A 21,497-nucleotide genomic window follows, 5' to 3' on the forward strand; every position below is an offset into this window, starting at 1 on the left:
GCCCCACCGAGGCCACGGTTGCCCGGGGGCTCTGCCCCAGGCCCGCCGCGGTGGAACGGGCGTTCTTCGCTGACGCTCATCACCCCGCCCGGGATATCCGGGCCAGAATGAAATGGCAGCCGTGCCCATGCCGTCACCCTTTTCCGGGGTCGGAATGAAAGCTCAGGCGTGCCCGGCGGCCGAGGACAGGCTGAGCGGATCGATCCCCATATGGCGCAGCATGCTGGTCCATTTGCCCTGATCGTCGTCCGAGAACACCAGATCGGCCGGCGCCTCGGCGGTCAGCCAGTCGTTGCGTTGCAGTTCGGATTCAAGCTGGCCGGGGCCCCAGCCCGAATAGCCCAGCGCCATCAGCGCCGAGCTTGGCCCCTGCCCGCGGGCGAGAGCTTCCAGGATGTCGACGGTGGCCGTCATGCCGAAGCGGCCCGAAACCAGCATGGTGGCGCCCACGCTCATGTAATCGGGCGAGTGCAGGACGAATCCCCGGCCCCGCTCCATCGGGCCGCCAAGATGCAGGCGGATGTCGCGGCCGTTCGGAGAGCGCGGAATCTTCAGCTGGTCCAGCATGCCGGCAAAGCTGAGGTCGCTGACAGGTTTGTTGATGACAAGACCCATCGCGCCTTCCGGCGAATGGGCGCAGATCAGCACAAGGCTGCGCTCGAACCGCGGGTCGGCCATGCCCGGCATTGCGATGAGAAGGCTTCCAGAGAGATCCATGCGCATGTCCCTTTGGTCAAGTATGGGGTGCCGGCGGGTTTGGCTCAAGGGGGATCAGTGACCACACCCGCGCAAGCGATGGCGGGGTTCGCCGGATTGTGACTTTTCAAAGCGGCCCGCTTCGATAAGGGTGCCGCCATGCCGATCCGTCTTGCCCTTGCAGTTTGCCTTTGTCTGGCCGGTTCGCCGGTGGTTGCGACCACGCAGGACGATATCCTGCGGGCCGAGATTCTGCCCGGCTGGCGCGATGCCCGCGGCACGCATATGGCGGGGCTGCGGCTGCGGCTGGCGTCCGGCTGGAAAACCTACTGGCGCAGCCCCGGCGATGCCGGCATCCCGCCCGAATTCGACTGGAGCGGGTCTGACAATGTCGCTTCGGTGCGGCTGCACTGGCCGGCGCCGCATGTGTTCACGCTGAACGGGATGCAGACTATCGGCTATCGCGGCGATCTGGTGCTGCCGTTCGAGGTCGAGGCCCGCGACCCCTCGCGTCCGATCCGGCTGCGCGCGGCGGTGGAACTGGGCGTGTGTCGCGACATCTGCGTGCCGGCGGCGCTGGATCTGGCGGCCGATCTGCCGGCAGGCGGCGTGCCGGACGGGGCGATCAAGGCCGCGCTGAAGGCGCGCCCCGCCACCGGACCCGAAGCCGGGCTGGGCCGGATCGCCTGCCGGGTCGAACCGATCCCGGACGGGCTGCGGCTGACCGCCGAGATGGACCTGCCCGCAAGCGGCACACAAGAGGTGGTGGTGATGGAGCCCGGCCAACCCTCGGTCTGGGTGTCAGAGCCGGTCACCTCGCGCGCAGGCGGGCGGTTGACCGCCACCAGCGAGATGGTCGGGCCGACGGGCACGCCCTTCGCGCTGGATCGGTCGGCCATGACGCTGACCGTTCTGGGGGATCGTGGCGCGGTCGAGATCCGGGGCTGCCCGGCCCCCTGAGGCGCAACCGCCGCGGCTGCGGCCGCGGACGCGGGGGCTCGATGCCCCCGGGGACGCGCCCCCCGGCTGGGCCGGGGAAAGGCAAGCCGCCGGTGGCAGGACATCAGCCCGGCCCTTACCGCAGTTTTCACGCAAGCCCACCCGGTCAGCGCGACAGCCGCGCCTTCAGCGCCAACAGATCGGCCCAGGCCTCGCGCTTCTGTTCGGGCTGGCGCAGCAGATAGGCCGGGTGGCACATCGGCAGCACCGGGCGGCCCCAGGCTTCGGCCCAGTGCCCGCGCAGCCGGGTGATCCCCCCCCGCCCCAGCACCGCCAAACAGGCGGTATTGCCCATCAGCACGATCACATCGGGCGCCACAAGCTCGACATGGCGTTCCAGAAACGGCCGCATCATCGCCACCTCATCCGCCGAAGGCTCGCGGTTCTGCGGCGGCCGCCACGGCATCACGTTGGTGATATAGATCGCGGATTCGGCATCGGGGCTGCTGCGCGATATCCCGATGGCTGCGAACATCCGGTCCAGCAGTTGCCCCGCGCGGCCGACGAAGGGGCGGCCGGCGGCGTCCTCATCCCGGCCCGGCGCCTCGCCGATCAGCATCAGCCGCGCCCGGGGGTTGCCGTCGCAGAACACCGTGGTCCGCGCGCCGCGCTTCAACTCGCAATGGGGATAGGCGGCGACCGCCTCGCGCAGGGCATCCAGCGTGCCGGCGGCGGCGGCGGCCCGATGCGCCTCGTCCACCGGATCAGGCGTTGCCACCGGGGCCGGATCGGGCAGCGCCATGGCCGCGGCAGGCCGCGGCACGCCCGCCGCATCGGGCTGGTCGTAGCGGTTCACCGGCCGATTGCCGATCGCCTCGGTCACGCCAAGTTCGACCTGCCATTCCAGCGCCGCCAGTGCCTGATGCCAGTCCAGCCCGTCCATGCCCCCCATCCCCGACTCAGGCAGAGACCCTAGGCCGCGGCCCCCGCGCCGGCAACCGCCTTGCCCCGCTGCACGCCTCTTTCTATAAGGCGCGCAGCCCTCGACGGAGACGCCCATGACCTTTCGCGCCCGCCACCTTCTTGGTATCGAGCATCTGGCACCCGACGAGATCCGATCCGTCCTTGATCTGGCCGACAGCTATGTGGACCTGAACCGCCGCACGATGAAACAATCGGATGCGCTGGCGGGGATGACCCAGATCAACATGTTCTTCGAGAACTCGACCCGCACGCAATCCAGCTTCGAACTGGCCGGAAAGCGGCTGGGCGCGGATGTGATGAACATGTCGGTGGCGCAAAGCTCGGTCAAGAAGGGCGAGACGCTGATCGATACCGCGATGACGCTGAACGCGATGCAGCCCGACCTGCTGGTGGTACGGCATCCGTCCTCGGGGGCGGTCAACCTGCTGGCGTCCAAGGTGAATTGCGCCGTGCTGAACGCGGGCGACGGCCGGCACGAACATCCCACGCAGGCGTTGCTGGATGCGCTGACGATCCGCCGCGCCAAGGGCCGCATCCAGCGCCTGACGGTCGCGATCTGCGGCGACATCGCCCATAGCCGGGTGGCGCGGTCGAACCTGATCCTGCTGGGCAAGATGGAAAACCGGGTGCGGCTGATCGCGCCGCCGACCCTGATGCCGCCCGGCGTGGCCGAGTTCGGCTGCGAGCTTTTCGACGACATGCGCAAGGGGCTGGAAGGCGCCGATGTGGTGATGATGCTGCGGCTTCAGAAGGAACGGATGGACGGCGCCTTCATCCCGTCGGAACGCGAATACTACCACCGCTACGGGCTGGACGCCGAAAAGCTGGCGGTGGCAAGGGACGATGCGATCGTGATGCACCCCGGCCCGATGAACCGCGGGGTCGAGATCGACGGCACGCTGGCCGATGACATCAACAGATCGGTGATCCAGCATCAGGTCGAGATGGGGGTGGCCGTCCGCATGGCCTGTATGGATCTTCTGGCGCGGAACCTGCGCGCCGAACGCGGCCGTGCCGCGCTGGGGGTGATGGCATGAGCCTGCTGCTTCAGAACGCCCGGCTGATCGACCCCGAAGCCGGAACCGAAACCGAAGGCGATCTGCTGATCGAAAACGGCGTGATCGCGGCCATTGGCGCGCTGGAGGCCCCCGAGGGGGTGACAGTGATCGACTGTCAGGGCAAATGGCTGGCGCCGGGCATCGTCGATATCGGCGTGAAAGTGGGCGAGCCGGGCGAGCGTCACCGCGAAAGCTTTCGCTCGGCCGGTCTGGCCGCCGCGGCCGGGGGCGTCACCACCATCGTCGCCCGCCCCGACACACTGCCGGCCATCGACACGCCCGAGGTTCTGGAATTCGTCACCCGCCGCGCGGCCGAGGCGTCGCCCGTCCGCATCCGCCACATGGCCGCACTGACCCGCGGCCGCGAAGGCCGCGAGATGGTCGAGGTGGGCTTTCTGCTGGATGCCGGCGCCGTGGCCTTCACCGATTGCGATCATGTGATCGAAACGACCAAGGTCGCCGCGCGCTGCATGACCTATGCCCGCAGTCTTGGCGCGCTGGTGATCGGCCATCCGCAGGAACCGGGCCTGTCGGCCGGCGCCGCCGCCACCAACGGCAAGTTCGCCAGCCTGCGCGGTATCCCCGCCGTGCACCCGATGGCCGAACGCATGGGGCTGGACCGCGATCTGGCCTTGGTCGAGATGTCGGGCGTGCGCTACCACGCCGACCAGATCACCACCGCCCGCAGCCTGCCCGCGCTGGAGCGCGCCAAGGCCGCGGGGCTGGATGTGACGGCGGGGGTGGGCATCCACCATCTGACGCTGAACGAATTTGACGTCGGCGACTACCGCACCTTCTTCAAGCTGAAGCCGCCGCTGCGGTCGGAAGACGACCGGCTGGCCATGGTCGAGGCGGTGGGCGCGGGCCTGATCGACATCATCTCGTCCATGCACACGCCGCAGGACGAGGAATCGAAGCGCCTGCCGTTCGAGGAAGCCGCATGGGGCGCGGTGGGGCTGGAGACGCTGCTGCCGGCCGCGATGCGCCTGTATCATGCCGGCCTTCTGACCCTGCCGCAGCTGTTCCGCGCCATGGCGCTGAACCCTGCAAAGCGGCTGGGCCTGCCGCAGGGCCGGCTGGCCGAAGGCGCACCGGCGGATCTGGTGCTGTTTGACGCCGATGCGCCCTTTGTGCTGGATCGCTTCACGCTGCGGTCGAAATCGAAGAATACCCCCTTTGACGGCCAGCGGATGGAGGGCCGGGTTCTGGCCACCTTTGTCGGCGGCAAACAGGTTTACGCGGTAGGAGAGTAAGATGCCGATGATCGAAAGCGGCCTTCTGGCGCTGATCCTGACGGGGGCGCTTGGCTATCTGCTGGGCTCGATCCCGTTCGGCATCGTCATCACCCGGGCGTTCGGCCTTGGCGACCTGCGCCAGATCGGATCGGGCAACATCGGCGCGACGAACGTGCTGCGCACCGGCAACAAGCCGGCGGCGCTGGCGACGCTGCTGCTTGATTCGGGCAAGGGTGCCATCGCGGTGCTGATCGCCCGCTTCACCGTGGGCGAGGATGCGGCGCAACTGGCGGCGCTGACCTCGTTTCTGGGCCATCTGTTTCCGGTCTGGCTGGGGTTCAAGGGCGGCAAGGGGGTCGCGACCTTCCTTGGCACGCTGCTGGCGCTGGCATGGCCGGTGGGGATCGCCTGCTGCCTGACATGGCTTGCGACCGCCGCGGTCAGCCGGATCTCGTCGCTGTCGGCGCTGGTGGCCGCGGCAAGTGCCGTGCTGTGGATGGTGGTGTTGGGTCAGGGGCAGATGGCGCTGCTGGGCGGGTTGCTGACGCTGGCAATCTTCTATCGCCACAGCGCCAACATTCAGCGCATCGTGGCCGGCACCGAACCGAAGATCGGCGCCGGCAAGGCGAAATCCTGATCCGGGAACGGGTTGACGCGCCGGATCAGTAGCTCATCTCGGCATAGATCCGGCGCAGGTCGCCATCCCACGCGCCATGGAAGCGGTCCAAGAGATCGTCGGCGATCCCGCGGCCGGATGCGGCGCTTTCGGCCAGAATGTCCAGATGGCCGGATTCGTCGGCCATGCCATAGCCCGACTGGCCGCGGGCCCGCAGGCCCGCCTGCGCGATGGCCACCACCTCACGCGCGAGATCGACCATGCGGATGCCGTCGACCTCGGCCTGAAGCCCGTCGACCGAGGCCGCCACGCGCAGCGCCTCGCGCGTTTGGGCGTCCCAGCCTTTCGCCAGATCCCATGCGGCATCCAGCGCGGCGGCGTCATACATCAGCCCGACCCACAGCCCCGGCATCGCCACCAGATGCGACAGCGGGCCGGCATCGCAGCCCCTCATTTCGATATATTTCTTCACCCGCGCCTCGGGGAAGACCGTGGTCATGTGGTCGGCCCAATCCGACAGGGTGGGCTTTTCACCGGGCAGCGCGGGCAACTCGCCCTTCAGGAAATCGCGGAACGACTGGCCCAAAGCATCGATGTAATGGCCGTCGCGGTAGACGAAATACATCGGCACATCCAGCACCCAGTCGACATACCGCTGAAAGCCCATGCCATCCTGAAACACGAAGGGCAGCATCCCGGTGCGCGAGGCATCCAGACTGCGCCAGATCCGCGAGCGCCAGCTTTTGTGCCCGTTCACCCGCCCTTCAAAGAACGGGGACGAGGCAAACAGCGCCGTCGCCACCGGCTGAAGCGCCAGCGCCACGCGCAGCTTCTTCACCATGTCGGCTTCCGAGGCGTAATCCAGATTCACCTGAACCGTGCAGGTGCGATACATCATCTGGGTGCCGTGGGTGCCAACGCGCCCCATATAGTCGGTCATCAGCCGATACCGCCCCTTGGGCATCACCGGCATCTGGTCATGCGTCCAGATCGGTGCGGCACCGACGCCAAGGAATTTTGCCCCCATCGGCGCGGCAATCGCGGCGACCTCGCGCAGGTGGGTTTCCAACTCGGCCCGGGTGTCGTGGATCGTGGCCAGCGGCGCCCCCGACAGTTCCAGCTGCCCGCCGGGTTCCAGCGAGACATTGGCGCCGTCGCGGGTCAGGCCGATGATCGCGCCCTGTTCCAGAACCGGGGTCCAGCCAAAGCGGTCGCGCAACCCTTCCAGAATGGCGCGCACCGAACAGGCGCCGTCGTAGGGCAAGGGATCAAGGCTGGCCGCGACATAGCCGAACTTCTCATGTTCGGTGCCGATGCGCCAGTCTGCGGCCGGCTTGCAGCCGGATTCCATATAGGCTGCCAGTTCGTCGAAATTCTCGATCGGACCGCCGCCGGACTGGGGAATGGACATCAGGACGCTCCGGTCACGTTTCGGGTTCGGGACGCAAGACGTGTCGCGTCGAAGCCGTCAAGTCAAGACCGCGCGGGCCGGACGGCGCCAGATCAACCGGCCGGTCCCCGGCCTTTCCGACGAAAGACTGATGACATTGCCGCCAAAGGCCGGCGCCGGTGGCGCGTCAAGCGCGGCCAGAAGCGCCGTGATCTCGATCCCCGGCAGGGTGGCAAAGGCATCGAACAGCCGCTCGGCCCCGCGGGCGCCAACGGGGATCAGCAACACCTGCCCGTCGCTTTGGCCAAGCCGCCACAGACGCTGGCCGTGCAGGGTCAGAAGGCGAAGCTCGTCGGTGTCGGCCAGGGCCACGAAGCCGCCAGAGCCGGGGCCAAGATAGCCCACCTGCCCCTCGTCGACCTCGACCACGCCGGGCGCCGAGGCCGGGCCGACAAAGCGCATCCGGCGCAGCGCGACCAGCCCCCAGCCCGCCGCCGCCAGCACCACCACCGCCCCCAGCGGCACCATCAGCCAACCACCCAGCGAGGCCAGCCACAGCCCCGCCGCCAGCGCGCCCGCCGCGGCCGCAGGCTCGCGCCAGCGGGTCAGCGTGGCCCGCGCTTCGGGGCGCAGAAAGGTCATACCCAGTCCCCAAGCACCGATTGCCACAGCGCCAGCGCCGCGACCGCCGCGGTATCGGCGCGCAGGATGCGCGGACCCAGGCTGACCGGGACAACTTGCGCCATCCGACGCAGGCGGGCCTGTTCGGCGTCGGAAAAGCCGCCCTCGGGGCCGATCAGGATCGCCCATGGCCCCGGATCTGCCGCCCCCGGCGCGTCTTCAAAGCCGCGGGCCGGGCCTGCACCCGCCGCCGCCAGCAACCCTGCCCGGGCGCCGACAAGGCTTTCGTCGCACCACATGATCCGCCTGTCGGCGGGCCAGCCGTCCAGCAGCCGATCCAGCGGCTCCAGATCGGCCACTTCGGGCACGAAAGTGCCGCCGCATTGTTCCGCGGCCTCGACCGCATGGGCCTGAAGCCGGTCCTGCCGGATGCGTTCGGAATTGGTGAAGCGGGTCTGCACCGGCAGGATACGCGCGGCGCCCATCTCGGCCGCCTTTTCCACGATGAAGTCGGTGCGCGCCTTCTTGATCGGGGCAAACATCAGCCACAGGTCGGGCGGCATCATCAGCGGCGCGCTTTGCGCCACGCAGACAAGGCTGCCGCCGCGCTTGCCCACATCCGTCACTTCGGCGCGCCATTCGCCATCGCGGCCGTTGAACAGCAAGACCGGGGCACCGCGGGCCAGCCGCATCACCCCGAACAGGTAATGCGCCTGATCCTGCGTCAGAGGAACGGGTTGCCCCCCGGCAAGGGGCTGATCTACATAAAGCCTGATTTTCGCATCCGACATGGGGGCACCTTATGCAGCAGCACAGCCAAGCGCCAGAGGCCCCGGGCGCGGGAACGGTGGCCGATGCCCCCCCCGGAAACTGGGTCGATACGATGGCCCCCGCCTTCAGCCGCCCGTTCCTGCGGCTGTCGCGCGCCGACCGGCCGATCGGGACGTGGCTTTTGCTGATCCCCTGCTTCTGGGCGGTGGCGCTGGCCGCGGCGACCGATCCGCAGGGCTATCGCCCGCTGGACCTGTGGCTGATCGTGGGCTGCACCATCGGCGCCTTCCTGATGCGTGGCGCGGGCTGCACCTGGAACGACATCACCGACCGCGATTTCGACGGGGCGGTGGCGCGCACGCGGTCGCGGCCGATCCCGTCGGGGCAGGTGACGGCGAAGATGGCGGCGGTCTGGATGGTGGTGCAGGCGCTGGTGGCGTCGCTGATCCTGTTCAGCTTCAACGGCACAGCCATCGCGCTGGGGGTCGCCTCGCTGGCGCTGGTGGGCATCTATCCGTTCGCCAAGCGGTTCACCTGGTGGCCGCAGGCCTTTCTGGGTCTGGCCTTCAACTGGGGCGCGCTGCTGGCATGGGCCGCACACAGCGGCACCGTGCCATGGGCGGCGGTGGCGCTTTATGCCTCGGGGATCGCCTGGACCCTGTTTTACGACACGATCTACGCCCATCAGGACAAAGAGGACGACGCGCTGATCGGCGTCCGGTCGACGGCGCGGCTGTTTGGCGAACATACCGGGCGCTGGCTGATGGCCTTCATGGTGGCGGCGACGCTGTTGATGACGCTGGCGGTGCTGCTGGCACTGCTGCCCGGGGGGGGGCTGCTGCAACTGCTGATCGCGCTGGCCGGCGTCTGGGGGTTTGGCGCGCATATGACATGGCAGCTTGCCCGGCTGGATACCGCCGACAGCGCGCGCTGCCTTGCGCTGTTCCGGTCGAATCGGGACGCGGGGCTGATCCCTGCGCTGTTTCTCGCCGTCGCCGCACTCGTCTGATTGCCCGGCCGGGGCCAAGGCCCTAATCACGGGGCGTCGGCCCCAGCCGGGAGATTCCCATGCGCCTTTCACCCAGACTTGTCGCCCCCGCGGTCTTTGCCGTTGCCACGGCGCTGGCGGTCATGGGCGCCACCTGGGCGGCCGGGGTGATCGAAACGCGATCGGCCCAGGCCGTGCGCACGAAACTTCTGACCGAAGGGATCGACTTTGCCGCCGTCAGCGCCGATGGCTTGCAGGTCTGGCTGACCGGCACCGCCCCGAACGAGGCCGCCCGCTTCCGCGCCATCAACCTTGCCGGCAGCGTGGTCGAAGCGTCGCGGGTGCGCGACGGGCTGGACGTGACGCCCGTGCGCGCGATCGAGGCCCCGCGCTTTTCGGTCGAGATGCTGCGCAACGACGATGGCGTGTCGCTGATCGGCCTGCTGCCCAAGGCCGAGGGCGCCGAGGATCTGGCGGCGGCGGCCCGCGATCTTGCCGCGGGCCTGAAGGTGGCCAACATGCTGGAAACCGCCGACTTTCCCATCCCCGAGGGCTGGGACGCGGCGCTGGATTACGGGCTTCAGGCGCTGAAGATCCTGCCGCGATCGAAGATCTCGGTCTGGGCGGGGCGGGTGTCGATCACCGCGATTTCCGACAGCGCCGAGGAAAAGGCGAAGCTGGAAGGGCAGTTGCTGCGGCTGGCGCCCGAGGGGATGGAACTGGTGATGAACATCTCGGCGCCGCGGCCGGTGCTGACGCCGTTCACGCTGCGCTTCGTTCTGGATGCCGAAGGCGCGCGGTTTGACGCCTGTTCGGCCGATACGGCGCGGGCGCGCGACCGTATCCTTGCGGCGGGTGCCAAGGCCGGCGTGACCGGCGAGACCGCCTGCACCATCGGCCTTGGCGTGCCGTCGCCCCGCTGGGCCGCGGCGGTCGAGGCCGCGATGGCGGCGGTGGCGGAACTGGGCGCGGGATCGGTGACGTTCTCGGATGCGGATGTGACGCTGGAAGGCAGCCCCGACACGCCGCAACAGACGTTCGACCGCGCCGTGGGCGAGCTGGAGGCCGCGCTGCCGCGGGTGTTTTCCCTGCGCGCGACACTGCCGCCGAAGGCCGCCGATGCCGTGGCGGGGCCGGCCGAGTTCACCGCCACACTGTCAGACGAAGGCCGGGTGCAGATGAACGGCCGGCTGACCGACGACCTGACACGCCGCGCGGTCGACAGTTTCGCGCGGGCACAGTTCGGCGCCGCAAAGGTCCATACCGCGGCGCGGCTGGACCCGGATCTGCCCGAAGGCTGGCCGGCGCGGGTGCTGGCCGGGCTGGAGGCGCTGGCCGAATTGCAGTCGGGCCAGCTTCTGGTGCGCGCCGATACGGTCGAGGTCTCGGGGGTCACCGGATCGAAGCAGGCCAGCGGGAAGATCTCGCAGGTGTTGTCGGCCAGGCTGGGACAGGGCCAGACCTTCAAGGTCGCGGTGCGCTATGACGAAAAGCTGGACCCGACCGCCGCGCTGCCGACGCCGGCGGAATGCATGACCCGCATCGGCCGGGTGCTGAACGCGCAGAAGATCGCCTTCCCCCCCGGCTCGGCCGAGATCGAAGGAGCCGCACGCGGCACGATGGACGGGCTGGCCGAAGTGCTGCGCGACTGCCCCGGCCTGCCGGTCGAGATCGCGGGCCATACCGACAGCCAGGGCAGCGAAGGCGGCAATCGAGCGTTAAGCCAGGCCCGCGCCGAGGCGGTGCTGATGGCGCTGCAAGGCCGCCGGGTGGATGTCAGCCGGATGAAGGCCGTAGGCTATGGCGAAGCGCGCCCGATCGCAGACAACCGCGACGAAGCCGGCCGAGAGGCGAACCGGCGGATCGAATTCACCCTGCTGGCCGAGGATGCCCCCCCCACCGCGGCTGTGTCGGCGGACGAGCCAACGGCGGACGAGCCGTCGTTTGCGCCAAAGGAAATGACGCGGCGGCCGAAGCGGCGCCCGGAAACCGATTGAGACGCACATGAACCGCACCGAATTCATCATCGCCACCGCGATCATCCTGTTTCTGGCCTTCGGGCTGGGCTGGTTCGCGCACTGGATCGTCAGCCGCTTCGCCCGCGTCAGCGGCGACATGAGCGAGGTCGACCGCCTGGCCCAGCATCTGCATGAGGCCGAGGAAGCGCGGGATCAGGCGCTGGTCTATATCGAGACCCGCGAGGAAGAACTGGGCACACGGCTGGCCGAAACCGAGGCCGAGTTGCGTGCGGCGATGGAGGGCCTGCGCGAGGCCCGGGCCGAGGCCGAGGAGTTGCGCGCCCATATCGCGCGGATCACTCGCGGCTGAGGTCGGACGGGGGCCGTCTGCCCCCGGCGCCTTCGGCGCTCCCCCGAGGATATTTTTGCCAGAATGAACAGGCAGGGTCCGCGGGGGGGGCTTGCGTCGGGCGGGGCGGTCTGTGTCCCTTCGGGATCGGGAAGGACGGTTGCACCGGCGGGGCAAAGGTCGCGCAGCGGCATCGCCTTGCCGTTACTGGACATGTTGCGCACCTTCTGGTCAGCATGATCTGCGACAGGCTGCCTGCACCGCCCCGGGCAGGTTCAAATCCATTGATCCACGAGGCCCCCCATGCTCGATTCCGTCACCGATCTGCGTTCGCTGCTGAAGGACCCCTTGCTTCTGGAAACGCGCGCTTTCGTGGCGGGTGAGTGGGTGGGCGCCGACGACGGGGCGACATTCGAGGTGACAAACCCCGCCCGCGGCGATGTGATCTGCGCCGTACCGGATCTGGGTCGGGCCGAGACCGCCCGTGCCATTGCCGCCGCGGCGCAAGCGATGACGGACTGGGCCGGGCGCACCGCGAAAGAGCGCGCGCAGGTGATGCGGCGCTGGTTCGATCTGATGATGGCCCATCAGGACGATCTGGCCACGATCCTGACCGCCGAGATGGGCAAGCCGCTGGCCGAGGCCAAGGGCGAGATCGCCTATGGCGCCAGTTTCATCGAGTGGTTCGGCGAAGAGGCCAAGCGCGTCTATGGCGAGACCATCCCCGGCCACATGCGCGACAAGCGCATCACCGTGCTGAAGCAGCCGATCGGGGTCGTGGGCTCGATCACGCCATGGAACTTCCCGAACGCGATGATCACCCGCAAATGCGGCCCGGCGCTGGCGGCGGGTTGCGGGTTTGTCGCCCGACCGGCGGCCGAAACGCCGCTGTCGGCGCTGGCGCTGGCGGTTCTGGGGGAACGTGCGGGGCTGCCGAAGGGCATCCTGTCGGTCATCACCTCGACGAAATCCGCCGACATCGGCAAGGAGTTCTGCGAAAACCCCGCCGTGCGCAAGCTGACCTTCACCGGCAGCACGGAAGTCGGGCGTATCCTGATGCGGCAGGCGGCCGATCAGGTGATGAAATGCTCGATGGAGTTGGGGGGCAACGCACCGTTCATCGTGTTTGACGATGCCGATCTGGATGCCGCAGTGCAGGGCGCGATGGCGTCGAAGTTCCGCAACAACGGTCAGACCTGCGTTTGTGCCAACCGGATCTATGTGCAGGCCGGGGTTTACGACGCCTTTGCCGAAAAGCTGGCGGCGGCGGTGGCGAAGCTGACGGTGGGCGACGGGCTGAAGCCGGGAACCGATGCCGGGCCGCTGATCAACGAAAAGGCGGTGGCCAAGGTCGAGGAACATATCCGCGACGTGCTGGATGGTGGGGGGCAGGTGGTGGCGGGCGGCGGGCGCCATGCGCTTGGCGGCACCTTCTTCCAGCCGACGGTGGTGACCGGCGTGCGGCAGGACATGAAGGTGGCGACCGAGGAAACCTTTGGCCCGCTGGCCCCGCTGTTCCGCTTTGACACCGAAGATGAAGCGATCCACCACGCCAATGACACGATCTTTGGCCTTGCCAGCTATTTCTATGCCCGTGACATCGGCCGCATCACCCGGGTTCAGGAGGCGCTGGAATATGGGATTGTCGGCGTGAACACCGGCATCATCTCGACCGAGGTCGCGCCCTTCGGCGGCGTGAAACAGTCGGGCCTTGGCCGCGAGGGCAGCCGCCACGGGATCGAGGATTATCTGGAACTGAAATACGTCTGCCTGTCGATCTGAGCCGTGCCGCGCAGGATGTCGGGCGGCGGTGGTGCCGGTTTTTTCGCGTTTGCCTCGTCGTCGGCCGCCAAGGATCGCTGCGGGTGCTGCGTCTTGTCTCCGGTGATGAATGGATGATGGCGACGACATTCTGGCCCGGTCCGCGGCAGCGGGTGACCGCGACGCCTTTGCCACGCTGGTGGCGCGGCATTACGACCGGATCTTCGGGCTGGCCTGGCGGCTGACCGGCAGCCGGGCCGAGGCCGAGGATCTGGCGCAGGACATCTGCGCCGCGTTGCCCGTGAAGCTGGCCGGCTGGCGCGGCGAGGCGCGGTTCACCACCTGGCTTTACCGGATCACGGTGAACGCCACCCATGATCTGCGGCGGCGGCAGTCGGCGCGCAGCCGGGCGGCGCAGGGCTGGGGCGACTGGGAGATCGCACGTCAAAAGGACATGGACGAGGCCCGCGCCGCGCAGGAATGGCTGGCGACCGCAATGGCCGCATTGCCGGTGGAATTGCGCGACACGGTGGCGCTGGTGCTGGGCGAGGGGCTGACGCAGGCCGAAACCGCCCTTGTGCTGGGTCTGGCCGAGGGCACCGTGGCCTGGCGCATGTCCGAGGTGAAGCGCCGGCTGAAGGCCATGGCCGAACAGGAGGCCCGCATATGACCGACGATCTCGACCGGCTGCGCAAGGCGCTGGCACAGGCGCCGCAGCCCGATGCCGAAGCGAAGGCGCGGGCGATGACGCAGGCGATGGAAAATTTCGACCGCGCCCAAGGAAGTGCCCGCGCGCCGCGTCAGGGAAAGGACCGCCCGCGTGGGGCGGGGTTCCTGAACGGAGTGCGTTTCATGTCGAATTTCCTGTCCTCGCGGGCTTTTCTGGCCACCTCGGGGTCTGTCGCGGCACTGGGGCTGGTGCTGGTCGCGGTGTTGCCGCTGTCCAAGCATGACGTTTCCGACGCGATCGGGCTTTCCTCGGAACCGATGCTTGCCGACCCTGTCGCCGCCGATGCCGCGGCGGGCAGGCAGGCGGTGCCAGCGCCGAGCGCGAAGATGGCAGACGAAAGCTTCGGTCAGATCGCGATGCCCTCGCCCGCCGAACCGCTTGCCGCCCCCCCCCTGCCCGATGCGCCGGGCCTGATCGCGCCCAACACCGAAGCCTATGCCAATGCGCCCGAAAATCCGCTGCGGATCACAGCCGAACAGCCGGTTTCGACCTTTTCGATCGATGTGGATACCGCCAGCTACGCCATTGTCCGTTCCAGTCTGGAAGGCGGTCGCCTGCCGCCGCGCGACGCGGTGCGGGTCGAAGAAATGGTGAACTATTTCCCCTATGCCTACCCGGCCCCCGCGCCGGGCGAGGCGCCGTTCCGCCCGACCGTCACCGTGATGCCGACGCCGTGGAACCCCGGCACGCAGCTTGTTCATATCGCGCTTCAGGGCCGGACGCCGGCGATCAAGGACCGCCCGCCGCTGAACCTTGTGTTCCTGATCGACACCTCGGGCTCGATGCAGTCGCCCGACAAGCTGCCGTTGCTGAAACAATCCTTGGGGCTGATGCTGGGCCGACTGTCCCCCGCGGATCAGGTGGCGATCGTGACCTATGCCGGATCGGCGGGCGAAGTGCTTCAGCCCACGCCCGCATCGGATCGGCAGGCGATCCTGAACGCGCTTGGCCGGCTTGAGGCCGGCGGTGCCACGGCGGGCGAGGACGGCATCCGGCTGGCCTATCGCACCGCCGCCGCGATGGCCGCCACCGGCGAGGTGTCGCGCGTGATCCTGGCCACCGACGGCGATTTCAACCTTGGCCTCGCCGATCCGGCGGAACTGGCCGGGCTGATCGCGCGGGAACGTGACAGTGGCACCTATCTGTCGGTGCTGGGCTTCGGGCGCGGCAATCTGGACGACGCCACGATGCAGGCGCTGGCGCAGAACGGCAACGGGCGGGCGGCCTATGTCGACCGGCTGGGCGAGGCGCAGAAAGTTCTGGTGGATCAGGTGTCCGGTGCGCTGTTCCCGATTGCGGATGACGTCAAGGTGCAGGTGGAATGGAACCCGGCGCAGGTCGCGGAATACCGGCTGATCGGCTATGAAACCCGGGCGCTGGCACGCGAGGATTTCGCCAATGACGGCGTGGATGCGGGCGAGATCGGCGCCGGCCACTCTGTCACCGCGATCTATGAAATCACGCCCGCGGACAGCCCCGCCCGCCTGACCGACCCTTTGCGCTATGGCAGCCAGCCGGCAGGCGCGGACCGGACCGGCGAACTGGGATTCTTGCGCATGCGCTACAAGGCACCGGGGGAAAGCCGCTCGGCGCTGATCGAGACGCCGATCCCGGCGGCCCTGACCACCGACCCCGGCGATGACACCCGCTTTGCCGCCGCCATCGCGGGCTTTGGCCAGCTTTTGCGCGGCGGCGCGTTCACCGGCGATTGGACATGGGGCGATGCCATCGCGCTGGCAGACTCTGCCCGCGGCGCCGATCCGTTCGGCTACCGGATCGAGGCGGTGACCCTGATGCGGCTGGCCGAAAGCCTGTCGCGCTGACGGCGCCGCCCCGCCCTGCCCGGCGGCCAAGGCGCGGGGCAGCCGGTGACGCAGGCACGGGGACATCTCGGGCGCGGCCACCTTGCCCACAGCAAAAAGGCGCGCCGATCCGGCGCGCCCCCTTCGTCGTGGCTGTGGCGACGACATCAGACCTCGGCGGGTTCCTTCACGGCATCGATGGTGCGGGCCGACGCAGGCTCGCCGCGCGAGATCTCAATCCGGCGGGGTTTCAGCGCCTCGGGCGTTTCGCGGACCAGATCGATATGCAGCATCCCGTGTTCATGGCTGGCGCCGGTCACGCGGACATGGTCGGCAAGGGCAAAGCGGCGCTCGAACGCGCGGGTGGCGATGCCGCGGTGCAGGTAGGTCCGCTCGCCCTCGTCGGTGGCCTTGCGGGCGCCGACATGAAGGGTGCCGTCCTTCACCTCGGCCGAGAGTTCCTCGGGGGTGAAGCCGGCAACCGCGATCGAGATGCGATAGGAATTCTCGGCGGTCTTTTCGATGTTGTAGGGCGGATAGGTCGGCTGGGCGACGTCGCTGGTCATCACCCGGTCCATCAGATCGGCAATGCGGTCAAAGCCGACAGTGGCGCGGTAAAGCGGCGAAAGATCATAGCTGCGCATGGTCATCCTCGTAAAAGCGATGTTCGTCAGACCCTCCGTTCAGGGACGGGCCATGGTCATGCCGAACCCGTCATGGCGCCCGGCATGAAAGATCTGGGAAGCCGCCCGCCGGCTTTCAAGGGGCAGACCGACCGCGCCACAGCCACAGCGCCGCCCCGGTCAGGGCGCCCCCGGCCGCAGGAATTTCGCCCCGCCCCCGCCACCCGCGATCACGCGCACCCCGGTCTCGGCCCGGCGAAGCTGCCCGCCCCCGGCATCGAGTTCGGCCAGAATATCCCGCAGCGGCGTGCCGATGTCCGACGCCAGCGAAATCGGCTTGCCATCCATCTCGGCCTTGGCCGAAACCACCGACACCACGCTGGGCGCGCCGTCCTGCATGGTAAAGACCGGCGCCCCCGAGGCGCCAAAATCGACCGAACAGGACAGCACCAGCGTCCCCGGCATCCGACCCAGCACCGAACAGATCTCTTGCAGGCTGGGCGCCTCGGACCGGCCCTGCGCATAGGACACCACGCCGACCTGCCCCCCGCCCAGCGGCGCGGCTTCGATCCGGAACGGCGCGACCGACGGCAGCCGGATCGGCTGATCCAGTTCCAGCACCGCCACATCATGGGCGACACGCTCGGCCGGGTCTTCGGCGGAAAACACATAATCGGGATGCACCACCGCACGGCGGACATGGCGATAGGCCACGGCGCGACCATTGCGCCAGCCGGCCAGAAACTCGATCACGCCGGCGTCAATCCGCGCGCCGGTTTCCTTGTCGAACAGACAGTGGCCTGCGGTCAGCACCACATCCGGCCGGATCAACGTCCCGGTGCAAAAGCCCCGGTCGCCCAGCATCAGCTTGCCGACCGCATCCCAGCCCCGGCCGGCATCGCCGGTTTCAAGACTGCGCAGCCGGCTTTCGTCGGCCTGCACGGGAAGGCCAAGACCGACGACAACGGAAAGAATCGCAATCAGGCGCATGACCACTCCGGCACGGCGTTGACCTGCCGGGGCTAGGCACCGGACATGGCCAATTCAAGGCGGATCGTTGCCCAGATCAAGCCGGCGCGGCTTCGGCCCGCCGGTCGCCCAGTCCAGCAGTTCCACGGTATGAACCACCGGCACCCCGGTTCCCGACCCGATCTGCATGATGCACCCGATATTCCCGGCCACGATCACATCGGGTTTCCGCGCCTCCAGCGTCGCGACCTTGCGCGCCTGCAACTCGGCCGAGATTTCGGGATGCAGCAGGTTGTAGGTTCCGGCCGAACCGCAGCACAGATGCGCGTCGGCGGGCTCGACCACGTCAAACCCCGCCCGCATCAGCAGATCCTTCGGCGTCTGCCGGATGCGCTGTCCGTGCTGCAACGAACAGGCCGAGTGATAGGCCACCCGCAGCCCCGTGGCCGCCCCCTCGGGCAGGCCCAGCCGCTCCAGCAACTCGGTCACATCCAGCGCCATCCCCGAGACCTCGGCCGCATCCGCCGCCAGCGGATCGTTGCGGAAGATATGGCGGTAATCCTTGACCGTGGTGCCACAGCCGCTGGTGTTGATGACCACCGCATCCAGCCCCCGCGCCCGCTTTTCCGCCATCCAGGCCCGGATGTTGGTCGCGGCCAGCCCATGGCTTTGCTCGGCGCGGCCCATGTGATGGGTCAGCGCCCCGCAACAGCCCATGCCCCGCGCAATCACCACCTCGCAGCCCAGCCGGTGCAGCAGCCGGATGGTGGCATCGTTGATGTCGGTATCCAGCGCCCGCTGCGCGCAGCCCGTCAGCAGCGCCACCCGCATCCGCTTTGGCCCGGTCGCCGGAAACACCTGCGGCCGGTCGTTAGGGCTGGCCTTCGGGATATGATGCGGCGCCAGCGCCAGCATCGCCTTCAGCCGCGCATCCGGCATCGCCCAGGCAAAGGGCCGCCCCAGCTGCGCCAGCCGCAACGCCACCCGGAACCGCGCCGGATAGGGCAGCAACTGCGCCACCGCCCAGCGCATCAGCCGCTCGATCAGCGGGCGGCGATAGGTCCGCTCGATATGGTCGCGGGCGTGATCGACCAGATGCATGTAATGCACCCCCGAAGGACAGGTCGTCATGCAGGCCAGACACCCCAGACAGCGGTCGATATGCTTGACAGTCCTTTCATCGGCAGGCCGGCCCGCCTCCAGCATGTCCTTGATCAGATAGATCCGCCCGCGCGGACTGTCCAACTCATCGCCCAGCACCTGATAGGTCGGACAGGTGGCGGTGCAGAACCCGCAATGAACACAGGCGCGCAGGATCTCGTTCGCACGCGCGATCCCGGGATCCTGAAGCTGCTCGTCAGAGAAATTCGTCTGCAAGGGGCTCTCCCGCTCAGGCCATCAGGCCGGGATTGAACAGACCGCGCGGATCGAACCGTGCCCGAAGCCCGCGCGACAAGGCCGCAACCGCCGCCGGCTCGGGCGGAAACACCGGCAGATCACCCGCCTCGCCCCCCCGCACAAGCGTCGCATGACCGGCCAGGGGGCCGATCCGCGCCCGCAGATCGCAGCCCGGCTCGACCAGAACCCAGACCAATCCGCCGCCCCAGTCGATCAGAACCTCACCCCCGCTCCGCACCGCCACCCCGGGCGCCTCGGACGGCTTCACCAGAACCCGCCAGACATCGCCCTCGCGCCCCTGAAACGGCTCGACATCGCGGATGGACCGCCAGGGCCCCGCCACCTGCTCCACAGCGCCGAACGGCGCCAGCAAAGCCGCCAACCGCCCGGCCCGATAGGCGACCGAGGCCGCAAATCCCTCGATCCGCAAGAACGTCCCCCGCCCCGGCCAATGCGCAGCCCCGCTCACCTCGAAGGGCGAACCCAGCGCCGCCGCCATCGCCGCCACCGCCCGCTCGGCCGACACCCCCGACAGCATCAGCGTCACCTCGTCCTCGGGGACCGGCAGCAGCTTGAAGGCGACCTCGGTCAGAACCCCCAACGTGCCATGACTGCCCGCCAGCAACTTCACCAGATCATAGCCGGTGACATTCTTCATCACCCGCCCGCCATTCTTCACCACCGCCCCGGTCCCGTCCACGAACCGAACCCCGATCAGACTGTCGCGACAAGCCCCCGCCTGAACCCGCCGCGGCCCCGAGGCATTGGACGCCACCACCCCGCCCAACGTCGAGCATCCCCCGCGACCCAGCAAACCGCGCAGATCCGGCACCTCGAACGGCAAACGCTGCCCTTGGGCCGCCAACGCCGCCTCGACATCGGCCAGCCGCGTCCCCGCCCCGGCAACCAGCGTCAACGCCCCCGGCTCGTAAAGCCGGATCCCCGCCAGACCGCAGGTCTCCAGAACCGCACCGGCACACCGCCCGATCCCGCGCGTCCCGCCCCCCACGATCCGCAGCGGCCCCTCGGCCGCCCGCACGATCTCGGCCACTTCCTGTTCCGTCCCGGGCCTCATGGCTGCCCTTTCATTCTGGCAAAAATATCCTGCGGGGGTTCGGGGGCGCAAAGCCCCCGAGGGGTCAACCGGCACGCCGCCCCCGGCTTGCATCCAGCGGAAACACCTTGGCCGGGTTCAAAAGCCACTTCGGGTCGAACACATCCTTCACCCGCATCTGCGCCTCCAGATCCGCGGGCGCGAACTGCACCGTCATCAGGTCACGCTTTTCGATCCCCACACCATGCTCGCCGGTCAGACACCCGCCCACCTCGACGCACAGCTTGAGGATCTCGGCGCCCAGCGCCTCGCAGCGTTCCAGATCGCCGGGCTTGTTGGCATCGAACAGGATCAGCGGATGCATGTTGCCGTCACCGGCATGAAAGACGTTGGCCACCTCCAGCCCCGCCGCCGTGGCCATCTCGGCGATGCGGCGCAGCACCCGCGGCAGTTCCGTCACCGGAATTGTCCCGTCCAGACACATGTAATCGTTGATCTGCCCCATCGCGCCAAAGGCCGACTTGCGCCCCAGCCAGATCCGCCGGCTTTCCTCTTCGGACCGGCTTTCGCGCAGCTCGACCGGGTCGTGGCGCCGGGCGATCCGGACGATCCGCGCCAACTGGTCGTCGATCTCGGCGGCCGAGCCCTCGACCTCGACGATCAACAGCGCCTCGCAATCGGGATAACCCGCATGGGCGAAGGCTTCGGTGGCGCGGATGCAGGGCCGGTCCATGAATTCGATCGCCACCGGCAGGATGCCTGCGCGGATGATGTCGGACACACAGGCCCCCGCCACCTCGTTCGAGGTGAACCCCATCAGCACCGGCCGCGCGCCCTCGGGTTTGGGCAGGATGCGCAGCGTGGCTTCCGTCACCACGCCCAGTTGCCCTTCCGATCCACAGATCACCCCCAGCAGATCCAGCCCCGGCGCATCCGAACAGGCGCCGCCGATCTCGACCACGGTGCCGTCCATCAGCACCATCGTCACCCCCAGCAGGTTGTTGGTCGTCACGCCATATTTCAGGCAATGCGCCCCGCCCGAGTTCATGCCGATATTGCCCGCGATCGCACAGGCCAACTGGCTTGACGGGTCGGGGGCATAGAAGAACCCGTCCGCCTCGACCGCGCCGGTCACCGACAGGTTGGTGCGACCGGCCTGCACCCGGATCAAGCGGTTGGCATAATCGGTTTCCAGCACCCGGTTCATCCGCGCGATGCCCAGGATCACGCAATCCGCCGTCGGCAGCGCCCCCCCCGCAAGCGATGTGCCCGATCCGCGCGGCACCACCGGCACGCCTTCCTCGTGGCAGATCGTCAGCACCGCCGAAACCTCGGCCGTGGTCCGCGGCAGCACCGCGGCCAGCGGCGGGCAGCGATAGGCGGTCAGCGCGTCGCATTCATAGGCGCGCGTCTCGGCCGGATCATGCACCACGGCATCGGCCGGCAGAACCGCCTGAAGCCGAGCCACGATGCGGTCCTTCCGGGCAAGAATGCCCGCGTCCGGTGTCGGCATGTCCATCGCTGGCCCTCCCTGCACGAGTGGTCAGCTTTTATA

General features: G+C 68.5%; 20 protein-coding genes. 10 read left to right on the forward strand and 10 right to left on the reverse strand.

All coding sequences use genetic code 11. From position 1 onward, the window contains the following. Nucleotides 1-162 precede the first annotated feature (162 nt). Nucleotides 163-717, reverse strand: coding sequence for a YqgE/AlgH family protein (locus tag CRO07_RS10020; RefSeq protein ID WP_097030552.1), 555 nt, complete (start codon nt 715-717; stop codon nt 163-165). 138 nt (nt 718-855) lie between these two features. On the opposite strand from CRO07_RS10020, the gene CRO07_RS10025 reads away from it, so the two are divergent. Further along, nucleotides 856-1,656, forward strand: coding sequence for a protein-disulfide reductase DsbD domain-containing protein (locus tag CRO07_RS10025; protein ID WP_097030553.1), 801 nt, complete (start codon nt 856-858; stop codon nt 1,654-1,656). Nucleotides 1,657-1,801: 145 nt separating this feature from the next. Here the strand turns inward: CRO07_RS10025 and CRO07_RS10030 are convergent, their stop codons facing one another. After that, nucleotides 1,802-2,578 (reverse strand): uracil-DNA glycosylase, encoded by a 777-nt coding sequence (locus CRO07_RS10030; RefSeq protein ID WP_097030589.1) that lies wholly within the window; start codon nt 2,576-2,578, stop codon nt 1,802-1,804. Between the two features lie 115 nt (nt 2,579-2,693). Here CRO07_RS10030 and CRO07_RS10035 point away from each other — a divergent pair, with 115 nt between their 5' ends. From CRO07_RS10035 to plsY, 3 genes are read left to right on the forward strand one after another with little or no spacing between them, the layout of a single operon-like run. Beyond that, on the forward strand, nt 2,694-3,656 hold the full coding sequence (locus CRO07_RS10035) for an aspartate carbamoyltransferase catalytic subunit (RefSeq protein ID WP_097030554.1): 963 nt from the start codon (nt 2,694-2,696) through the stop codon (nt 3,654-3,656). After that, the gene (pyrC, locus tag CRO07_RS10040; protein WP_097030555.1) at nt 3,653-4,930 is read left to right on the forward strand and encodes a dihydroorotase; all 1,278 of its coding nucleotides are present in this window, start codon (nt 3,653-3,655) and stop codon (nt 4,928-4,930) included. The genes CRO07_RS10035 and pyrC overlap by 4 nt, the downstream gene beginning before the upstream one ends. 1 nt (nt 4,931) lies before the next feature. Further along, nucleotides 4,932-5,549 (forward strand): glycerol-3-phosphate 1-O-acyltransferase PlsY, encoded by a 618-nt coding sequence (gene plsY / locus CRO07_RS10045; protein ID WP_097030556.1) that lies wholly within the window; start codon nt 4,932-4,934, stop codon nt 5,547-5,549. A 25-nt stretch (nt 5,550-5,574) separates the two neighbouring features. Here plsY and CRO07_RS10050 read toward each other — a convergent pair whose 3' ends face one another. From CRO07_RS10050 to CRO07_RS10060, 3 genes are read right to left on the reverse strand one after another with little or no spacing between them, the layout of a single operon-like run. Then, nucleotides 5,575-6,939, reverse strand: a complete 1,365-nt coding sequence (locus CRO07_RS10050) for a glutamate--cysteine ligase (RefSeq protein WP_097030557.1) — start codon at nt 6,937-6,939, stop codon at nt 5,575-5,577. A 57-nt stretch (nt 6,940-6,996) separates the two neighbouring features. After that, nucleotides 6,997-7,560 (reverse strand): hypothetical protein, encoded by a 564-nt coding sequence (locus CRO07_RS10055; RefSeq protein WP_097030558.1) that lies wholly within the window; start codon nt 7,558-7,560, stop codon nt 6,997-6,999. Then, the gene (locus CRO07_RS10060; protein ID WP_097030559.1) at nt 7,557-8,330 is read right to left on the reverse strand and encodes a 16S rRNA (uracil(1498)-N(3))-methyltransferase; all 774 of its coding nucleotides are present in this window, start codon (nt 8,328-8,330) and stop codon (nt 7,557-7,559) included. Before CRO07_RS10060 ends, CRO07_RS10055 begins: the two co-directional genes overlap by 4 nt. Nucleotides 8,331-8,341: 11 nt before the next feature. On the opposite strand from CRO07_RS10060, the gene ubiA reads away from it, so the two are divergent. The 6 genes from ubiA (at nt 8,342) to CRO07_RS10090 (ending at nt 15,919) form a co-directional block, all read left to right on the forward strand. After that, complete coding sequence (gene ubiA, locus CRO07_RS10065; RefSeq protein WP_097030560.1) at nt 8,342-9,319, forward strand: 4-hydroxybenzoate octaprenyltransferase; 978 nt, start codon at nt 8,342-8,344, stop codon at nt 9,317-9,319. A gap of 59 nt (nt 9,320-9,378) precedes the next feature. Beyond that, nucleotides 9,379-11,295, forward strand: a complete 1,917-nt coding sequence (locus tag CRO07_RS10070) for an OmpA family protein (RefSeq protein WP_097030561.1) — start codon at nt 9,379-9,381, stop codon at nt 11,293-11,295. A 7-nt stretch (nt 11,296-11,302) separates the two neighbouring features. Then, nucleotides 11,303-11,626, forward strand: a complete 324-nt coding sequence (locus CRO07_RS10075) for a mediator of RNA polymerase II transcription subunit 21 (RefSeq protein ID WP_097030562.1) — start codon at nt 11,303-11,305, stop codon at nt 11,624-11,626. 282 nt (nt 11,627-11,908) lie between these two features. Further along, nucleotides 11,909-13,387: an NAD-dependent succinate-semialdehyde dehydrogenase gene (locus CRO07_RS10080; protein ID WP_097030563.1), complete on the forward strand. Its 1,479-nt coding sequence runs from the start codon at nt 11,909-11,911 to the stop codon at nt 13,385-13,387. A gap of 109 nt (nt 13,388-13,496) precedes the next feature. Further along, entirely contained in the window at nt 13,497-14,036 is a 540-nt protein-coding gene (locus CRO07_RS10085) for an RNA polymerase sigma factor (protein ID WP_097030564.1), read from the forward strand. Beyond that, nucleotides 14,033-15,919, forward strand: a complete 1,887-nt coding sequence (locus CRO07_RS10090) for a vWA domain-containing protein (protein ID WP_097030565.1) — start codon at nt 14,033-14,035, stop codon at nt 15,917-15,919. Before CRO07_RS10085 ends, CRO07_RS10090 begins: the two co-directional genes overlap by 4 nt. Nucleotides 15,920-16,065: 146 nt before the next feature. On the opposite strand, the gene CRO07_RS10095 is transcribed toward CRO07_RS10090, so the two are convergent. The 5 genes from CRO07_RS10095 to CRO07_RS10115 form a co-directional block, all read right to left on the reverse strand. Then, nucleotides 16,066-16,542: an Hsp20 family protein gene (locus tag CRO07_RS10095; RefSeq protein WP_097030590.1), complete on the reverse strand. Its 477-nt coding sequence runs from the start codon at nt 16,540-16,542 to the stop codon at nt 16,066-16,068. A gap of 159 nt (nt 16,543-16,701) precedes the next feature. Continuing rightward, a complete protein-coding gene (locus tag CRO07_RS10100; protein ID WP_097030566.1) occupies nt 16,702-17,511 on the reverse strand; it encodes a trypsin-like serine peptidase in 810 nt (269 codons plus the stop codon). A gap of 54 nt (nt 17,512-17,565) precedes the next feature. Further along, entirely contained in the window at nt 17,566-18,867 is a 1,302-nt protein-coding gene (gene glcF / locus CRO07_RS10105) for a glycolate oxidase subunit GlcF (RefSeq protein ID WP_097030567.1), read from the reverse strand. A 13-nt stretch (nt 18,868-18,880) separates the two neighbouring features. Further along, nucleotides 18,881-19,963, reverse strand: a complete 1,083-nt coding sequence (locus CRO07_RS10110) for an FAD-binding protein (RefSeq protein WP_097030568.1) — start codon at nt 19,961-19,963, stop codon at nt 18,881-18,883. 64 nt (nt 19,964-20,027) lie between these two features. Continuing rightward, nucleotides 20,028-21,461, reverse strand: a complete 1,434-nt coding sequence (locus CRO07_RS10115; protein ID WP_097030569.1) for an FAD-linked oxidase C-terminal domain-containing protein — start codon at nt 21,459-21,461, stop codon at nt 20,028-20,030. Nucleotides 21,462-21,497: the final 36 nt, after the last annotated feature.

Source organism: Cereibacter ovatus (assembly GCF_900207575.1).
Lineage (GTDB): Bacteria > Pseudomonadota > Alphaproteobacteria > Rhodobacterales > Rhodobacteraceae > Cereibacter_A > Cereibacter_A ovatus.